6 protein-coding genes and 3 pseudogenes are annotated in these 6,453 nt (G+C 67.6%); 4 read left to right on the forward strand and 5 right to left on the reverse strand.

Going from position 1 to position 6,453, the window contains the following annotated elements:
* Window positions 1–463: 463 nt before the first annotated feature.
* Both E2E34_RS29415 and E2E34_RS29420 read left to right on the forward strand, forming a co-directional pair.
* Window positions 464–1,162 (forward strand): hypothetical protein, encoded by a 699-nt coding sequence (locus E2E34_RS29415; RefSeq protein ID WP_208765373.1) that lies wholly within the window; start codon window positions 464–466, stop codon window positions 1,160–1,162.
* Between the two features lie 46 nt (window positions 1,163–1,208).
* Window positions 1,209–1,811: a sortase domain-containing protein gene (locus tag E2E34_RS29420; RefSeq protein WP_167518415.1), complete on the forward strand. Its 603-nt coding sequence runs from the start codon at window positions 1,209–1,211 to the stop codon at window positions 1,809–1,811.
* A 100-nt stretch (window positions 1,812–1,911) separates the two neighbouring features.
* Here the strand turns inward: E2E34_RS29420 and E2E34_RS29425 are convergent, their stop codons facing one another.
* Together E2E34_RS29425 and E2E34_RS29430 are read right to left on the reverse strand one after the other, a co-directional pair.
* A complete protein-coding gene (locus E2E34_RS29425; protein WP_138904921.1) occupies window positions 1,912–3,111 on the reverse strand; it encodes an ice-binding family protein in 1,200 nt (399 codons plus the stop codon).
* Between the two features lie 658 nt (window positions 3,112–3,769).
* A complete protein-coding gene (locus E2E34_RS29430; protein ID WP_208765374.1) occupies window positions 3,770–4,204 on the reverse strand; it encodes a hypothetical protein in 435 nt (144 codons plus the stop codon).
* Between the two features lie 246 nt (window positions 4,205–4,450).
* Between E2E34_RS29430 and E2E34_RS29435 the strand changes: the two are divergent.
* A pseudogene (locus E2E34_RS29435) lies at window positions 4,451–4,630 on the forward strand (LexA family protein); the annotation flags it as partial.
* Here E2E34_RS29435 and E2E34_RS36720 read toward each other — a convergent pair.
* Both E2E34_RS36720 and E2E34_RS29445 read right to left on the reverse strand, forming a co-directional pair.
* Window positions 4,584–4,795, reverse strand: a pseudogene (locus E2E34_RS36720) (hypothetical protein); the annotation flags it as partial. The pseudogenes E2E34_RS29435 and E2E34_RS36720 overlap by 47 nt on opposite strands.
* Before the next feature lie 32 nt (window positions 4,796–4,827).
* A complete protein-coding gene (locus tag E2E34_RS29445) occupies window positions 4,828–5,331 on the reverse strand; it encodes a cupin domain-containing protein (protein WP_138904922.1) in 504 nt (167 codons plus the stop codon).
* A gap of 220 nt (window positions 5,332–5,551) precedes the next feature.
* On the opposite strand from E2E34_RS29445, the pseudogene E2E34_RS36725 reads away from it, so the two are divergent.
* Window positions 5,552–5,813: pseudogene (locus E2E34_RS36725) on the forward strand (transposase); the annotation flags it as partial.
* Between the two features lie 83 nt (window positions 5,814–5,896).
* Here E2E34_RS36725 and E2E34_RS29455 read toward each other — a convergent pair.
* On the reverse strand, window positions 5,897–6,453 hold a 557-nt coding region (locus tag E2E34_RS29455), incomplete at its 5' end, for a winged helix-turn-helix domain-containing protein (RefSeq protein WP_138904923.1).

Consider the following 6,453-nt stretch of genomic DNA (forward strand, 5'->3'; position numbering starts at 1 on the left):
CGCCCCCGGTGCGCATCCCGCACCCGCTGGGCCAGCATCACTGCGGCCCACGACGCACGCAACTGCTCGACCAGCCGAACCGCATCGGCCCACCCGACCGGCTCCAGCGCCGCGCCCTGTCCTTCTTCATCACCGGAAGCCACAGCTCCCATGGTGCGTGCGGCGAGGCCGGTCCGACAGGGGGCGCGAGAAGACGTACGCGGGAAGACGAAAGAGTGCTCCGCTCAAGCGGGCTGGTGGCGTTCGCCCCCTTGTTGCAGATTCCCCCAAATGCACCGTTTGGGTGGTTATCACACAGTCGTGCGTCCAACGTGTGACTGAAATTACCGGTATGCGCACGCGGCGCATCCCCCTGTTCGGGGGGAGCCGGTCTCGACTCTCAGCTGGAGTTCGCATGAAGAAGACGACGGCCACTGCTATCGCCGCTCTAGCGGCGATAGCGTCCGGTACAGTCCTGGCGCCTGTGGCGTTCGCAGGAGACGACACCTCGCGGGACGGTTCCCTGCACGCGACGCTGTCGCCGATCCCGACGAGCAAGGTGACCGGTTCGGGCACGGCGATGGTGCACCTGAAGGGCAACCAGGCCACCGTGACGATCAAGACGCGGGGCCTGCTGGCGAACGCCCCGCACGCCCAGCACTTCCACATCGGGGCCAAGGGCCAGTGCCCGCCGGCTTCCGCGGCCACCAAGCACAACGGCCAGCTGAGCCTGAACACCACCGACGGTCTGCCGTTCTACGGCAAGATCGGCGCCTCGCTCACCACCACCGGTGACACCGGCGCCGACCACTCCGCGCTCGCGGTCGACCGCTTCCCCATGGGCGCCTCGTACACCTACCACCGCACCATCACCGTCGACGACGAGACCGCGAAGAGCCTGCGCAACGAGAACGCGGTCGTCGTCGTCCACGGCATCGACTTCAACGGCAACGGCAAGTACGACAACGTCCTGGGCCCCAGCGACCTCGACCCCAAGCTGCCCTCCGAGGCCACCAACCCCGCCCTGTGCGGCCCGCTGAAGATGGCCCCCGCCGGCGCGGTCTCCGGCGGCCTGGGCGGCACCCAGTCCGGTGACACCACGGCGCTCGCCGCCGCAGGCGGCCTGCTCCTTGCCGCAGGGGGCGCGGTGTATCTGCGCCGCCGCACCGGCCGCCAGAGCTGACTCGGCCCGCCGGATGTCGAGCCTCTGGCCAAGTGGCCGCCGCGGAATGTGCACCGCGGCGGCCACCACCTTCACCGCCACCGCCCTCGCACTGCTGGCCTTCACAGCCCTGACCGCACAACCGCCGCCCCCAGACCCGCCGTCGGATGCCGGACGCAGCAGCCAGTCCGCCACCCGTTACCGCTCGGGGCCGGACGCCCCGGCCCTGCCCCGCTCCGAGCCCTACGGCATAGAGATCCACAAGATCGGTTTGACGACGAGGGTCGAAAAGGTCGGCACAGCCGCCCACGGTGCGATAGCCATGCCGACCGACGCGGACCACGCCGGCTGGTACACCGGCTCACCCACACCCGGGGAGAACGGCAACACCATTCTCGTCGGGCACCTTGACTCCTCCACCGGCCCCGCAGCGTTCTACGGACTCGGTGCCCTGCGCAACGGCGACCGCATCACCCTCACACGCCGCGACCGGACCACCGCCACCTTCACCGTCACCACCATGGCCGTCTGGCCCAAGAACAACTTCCCCTCCCAGCGCGTCTACGCCCCGACTCCCATCCCTCAGCTGACGTTGATCACCTGCGCTGATTGGGACGACGCGGCCGACGACTACCGGTCCAACCTCGTCATCACCGCACACCGCCGATAGGCCGCACCAGCTCCGGCGCACACCTCGCCGGCGGGGGCCCTGGACCTGCCCCGGATACCAGGGCCCCCTTTGCGGGCGCACCCCAACCGAAACGGTGAGGTTAGCGCTGGTGGTTTACGGGCTTGTCGCCGTAGCCGTAGCTGTAGACGTCGTGCTCCTCACTGTGGCCGGGCTTGTCGGGCGCTCCGTCATGGCCGTGGCCGGGCTTGTCGTGGTGGCCGTGCCCGCCCGGCTTGTCGTGGTGGCCGGGCCCGCCGGGCTTGTGGTGGTGGTCCGGCTTTCCGGGCTTGTCGCCGTGTCCGCCGGTGGTGTTTCCGGCGCTGTTGCCCTGGGTGTTCCCGCCGGTGGTGTTCCCGGCGGTGTTGCCCGCAGTGTTCCCGGCGGTGTTGCCCTGCGTGATCCCGGCGGTGTTGCCCTGCGTGGTCCCGGCGGTGTTGCCGGAGATGCTTCCCGAGGTTCCACCGGTGGTCGTGCCCGTGGTCGTGCCGGACGTGGTTCCGGTGGTGGTGCCCGTCGTGGTTCCGGTGGTCGTGCCGGATGTCGTTCCACCAGTGGTGGTCGCGCATCCACCGAGGAAGATCCTGTTGGTGTCGAGCGTCACGGCGCCGTTGCGGGCCAGCGCGCGGCCCTCAATGTTCGCCCCCGTGGTCACGCTGATCGAGGTCAGCGCCATGATCGTGCCGACGAAGGTGGAGTCGGTGCCGAGGGTGGCCGAACTCCCGATCTGCCAGTACACGTTGCACGCCGAGGCGCCGTTCGTGAGGAGCACCCGGCTGGAGGACGCTGTCGTCAGCGCTTCGGGGATCTGGAACACCCAGACGGCGTTGGGGTTTCCCCCGGCGTCCAGGATCAGGTCGCCGGTGAGTCCGACACCGGATACGGCGGTGTGGACGCCCGGAAGCAGCGTGTCGCCATTGCCGATGCCCGCCGGAAGCGCGAAGTCCGTGGCCTGGCCGGCCGCGTTGTTGTACGCCACGACCAGATCGGACTTGGCCTGTTGGGCGACAGCGTCCGCGGAATGGATCTCGCCGAGCACGATACCGGGCGGAAACCCGCTGATGGCTGTGCCCGGGTGCACCCCAAGGTCGTGGTCGATCACGGAGGGTCCGGTGTTGGTGACCTCCGAACCTGCCAGAACGGAGAAACTGGCGGCTGTGCCCAGGGGGACGGGTGTCGCGATGGCCAGTGCCTGTGTCGGCGTCACAGCGACCATGACGGCGGCAACCGTTGCGGCGAGAGCCGAGGCCAGCCAGCCGGACAAGATGCGGCGCCGAGCCGCTTGAGGGAACTGTTGCTTCATCGAGAGGCCATTTCCTGTGAGGGCGGGGCGTGGCTTCCCGGGCCCCACCGATCGCCCGGGAAGCCTTCCTTATATCGCTCCTGCATATTACGCAGGAACATTCCCGCACCAGAAATAAGCAAGGACAGAGAGAGGGATAATGAGAAATTCAACAAAGCGGCGACGCGTGATGATAATCTGCAAATTCATTCCAAGTGTCGCCCGCCATACCCCCAAACGCGCAGGCTGCAATACTTCAAATGAGCCAATAGCGCCCCCTGTTCATACCTCAAACTCAACCCTGCCTGGAAAAGTGCTGCCAACCAGGTGATCTCACGAACTCACCGCAGACGGGCGTGGCGATATTGCTTAGCCTCGCCGTTTCAGTTGCGGCAGTTGGGTGGCTGAGCGGAGTCGTTTGAGGCGGTGCCGACCGGTGGGCATGGTGGCGTCCCGGCGCGGTGGTCCGCTTCTGACTTGCGGGAACACCCGCAGAGCCGTACCGGGGAGCGCATTGCGCCTGGGCGACCCGCATGGGGGGACGCCGGGGGCGCCTCGCGTCGTCGATGCCGTTGTAGGCGAGGAACCATCCGAGGACCTGCTTGCAGTGCCCGTACCAGCCGCTCTCGGCCCGCGTCCTGTCGGCCACCACGGTCACCAGCCGCGTGCACGCGCGCTCCTAATACCAGGGATCCACAGAGGACGGGGACACCGCTGAGTGCGATGGCGGCGCCAATGCGGAGAAGCGCTCCGCCAAATCCTCGATCCAGTCACGCCACTCAACCAGGGCTGCGACGGCCATCGGCGCGGTCGTGTCCGCCGTCGTCACGGAGTGGCGGGCGCAGCACCACACGTCGACGACCCCGCCGTCGGTGTCGCCCTCACCCACCGACCAGTTCCAACCGCAGGCCCACCGGCCGTACCGGTTCACCAGGAACTCGGTGACGGGGTCCAGCGAGCGCCACCAGTGCTCTTCGACGGCCGCAGGGCTGGGCAGCAAGGGTGCGACAAGATCGGCCAATGCCTCCGCCGCATCCTCGTCCAGCTCGAACGGGTGTCGCGACGGATCGACTTCTGCCCAGGTCAGGGTGCGTGCCCACAGTTCGCTCACCACGCCACTCTCCCGTGCTCACCTGTACGAACTCCAATGCAATACGGAGCGGAGGTGTCACACCACTGAGAAACGATCTTCAATCGAACAAGAAGTGATCTTCAGAGCTGGCGATTCACCTAGTTCAGACCAACTCGTGAACAGGCCCATGCGTAGCGAGCGAACCCACGTCAGGCTCCATGTCGTAGAGGCAGGATCGCCACAAGTTCCCAGGCAGAGCCCTCCGAGATTCAGCGAACTTGTCGGTTTCAGGTCGTCGGCGACTCGATGATCGAGGCGGGGATCAGTGACGGCGACTGTGTGACGGTACGCCGCCAGCCGGTGGCAGGGAACGGCGACATCGTGGCCGCGATGCTGGACGGCGAAGCCACGGTGAAGCGGTTCAAGCGCGAGGACGGGCACGTGTGGCTGCTCCTGCACAACGCCGCCCGTCGGTGTCGGCTGCCGAGTCCATCGCGGCGAGTGAGCGGTGTACCGGGTCAGGGTCCGTGGTGTACCAGAAGTCCGACAGCGACGCCCGCAGGTAGCTCCCGTACCGTGGTTCGCCAGTTTCGGGTCGAGCGCCTCGACGACGTCGCGGTCCCGAGCCAGGCGTCAGGCGGAGTGGCCACGTGCGACATCCTCCTTCAGTGTGCGGCTTCCAGGGCGGCGCGCCATATCGGGCTGTCCACGTAGTGGTTGTCGAAGTGCTCGGAAGACTCGGCGATTTCCTGCGGGCTCGCCTCGCCGCGCATCACCCGGCCGAGCAGCCGAAGGTAGTCGAAGCGCGGCATGCCGGGCGTGAAGACGAACAGTACGTCGGCCTCGGCGCCGGGAGCCGCCGCGAAAGCGTGCGGAGTGTGCGGCGGTACGAGCAGAAGGTCGCCCGCGTCCAGGATCTTCACCTCGTCGTCGACGAGTACCTGAAGAGAGCCGCCGATGACGAAGAAGAGCTCCGAGGCACGGGTGTGGAAGTGCGCCGGGGCGCCCACAGCGCCCTTGGCGAACTGCGAGCGGTAGCTGGTGAGCGAGCTGCCGTCGGTGCCGCAGTCGGCCAGCAGCGTCATCACACTGCTCGGGTCACTCGTGGTCTCAGCGGTAGCGGCGCGAGTCAGAACCGGTGTCAGTGGCGCGGCGTCGGCGGCGTTCATAGTCGTACTCCCTGTGCTGAGCTGCGGCTTCGGGTGTCTCCCGGGGCCTTGTGCTGATCAATCTATGCCAGCAAGGGACCCACCTCGTGGTGCATTCTGACGTCCAGATCATGGGTCAATTTTGTGTCTGGGCACCCCAGACGTGGCCGGGGCCTCCAGGCGCAGCCCGCGCAGGCCTCGTACTCAAGGCCGACAGTCAGCGGTTGTCGCGTTGGCAGTGGTCGACGGCTCCCACATCGTCCGGCGCTAAAAGGGGCACCAAGACGGGATGAAGCCCTCTTGACCGGGGCAGAATCGGCAGCGAACACCTCTGATCACCGACGTCACCGGCATCCCGCTCGCCGCCACACTCACCGGCGACAACCGCAACGACGTCACACAGCTCCCACTTCTCCATGCCGTGCCGCCCCGTGCGGGGCAAACGCGGCCGCCCCCGCCGCCACCCCGACGTCGTGCTCGGCGACTGCGGGTACGACCACGACTATCCGGGCCCGTAGCCGGACCTGGACTACGCCGAACTGGGCGGCGGTCCGCTGGACGGCCTGCTGCTCGACATCACTGGCACTCAGGCGCTGGCCGGAGCCGATCCGTTGGTGTGCAGCAGGGTGAAGCCGAGGTGGGTCAGCGTATGAAGTGCGGTTTTCCGTTCCCGGGTGAGTGCGGTCAGCCCGGCGCTGCGCAGGGTGGTGGCGTGCTCGCTGGCGCTGGCTGGTGATATGCCCGCCCGCTGTGCGAGCTGCGTGGTGGTGCACGCAGGGTGGTCGGCTATAACGCACAGAACGATCGCCCTGGTGCGACCGAGGAGCGCGGACAGCGCTGGCGACACCGGTGCATTGGCATGAGGCGCATCGGTAGGGGGAGCCCATATGGCCGCCGCGTCGACCGGGTTGTTCAGAGCCGGATACACCATGACGACCCTATCGGCCTGAGGGCCGGCGAACAGTTGGGGAACCGGCCCGCAGAACACCGACGGAGCCAGAACGAGCGGACGGCCCGCCAAGTGGAAGTTGGCCTCCCGGTGGACCAGGGGCCGATAGGCCGGGATCTCCAGCACGGGGGGCTCCCACACGGCCATCGGGCGCAGGCTGTCGAGCAGGGCTCCCACCCCGCCCTGCACCGTGA

Source organism: Streptomyces albidochromogenes, from assembly GCF_005981925.1.
GTDB lineage: Bacteria > Actinomycetota > Actinomycetes > Streptomycetales > Streptomycetaceae > Streptomyces > Streptomyces albidochromogenes.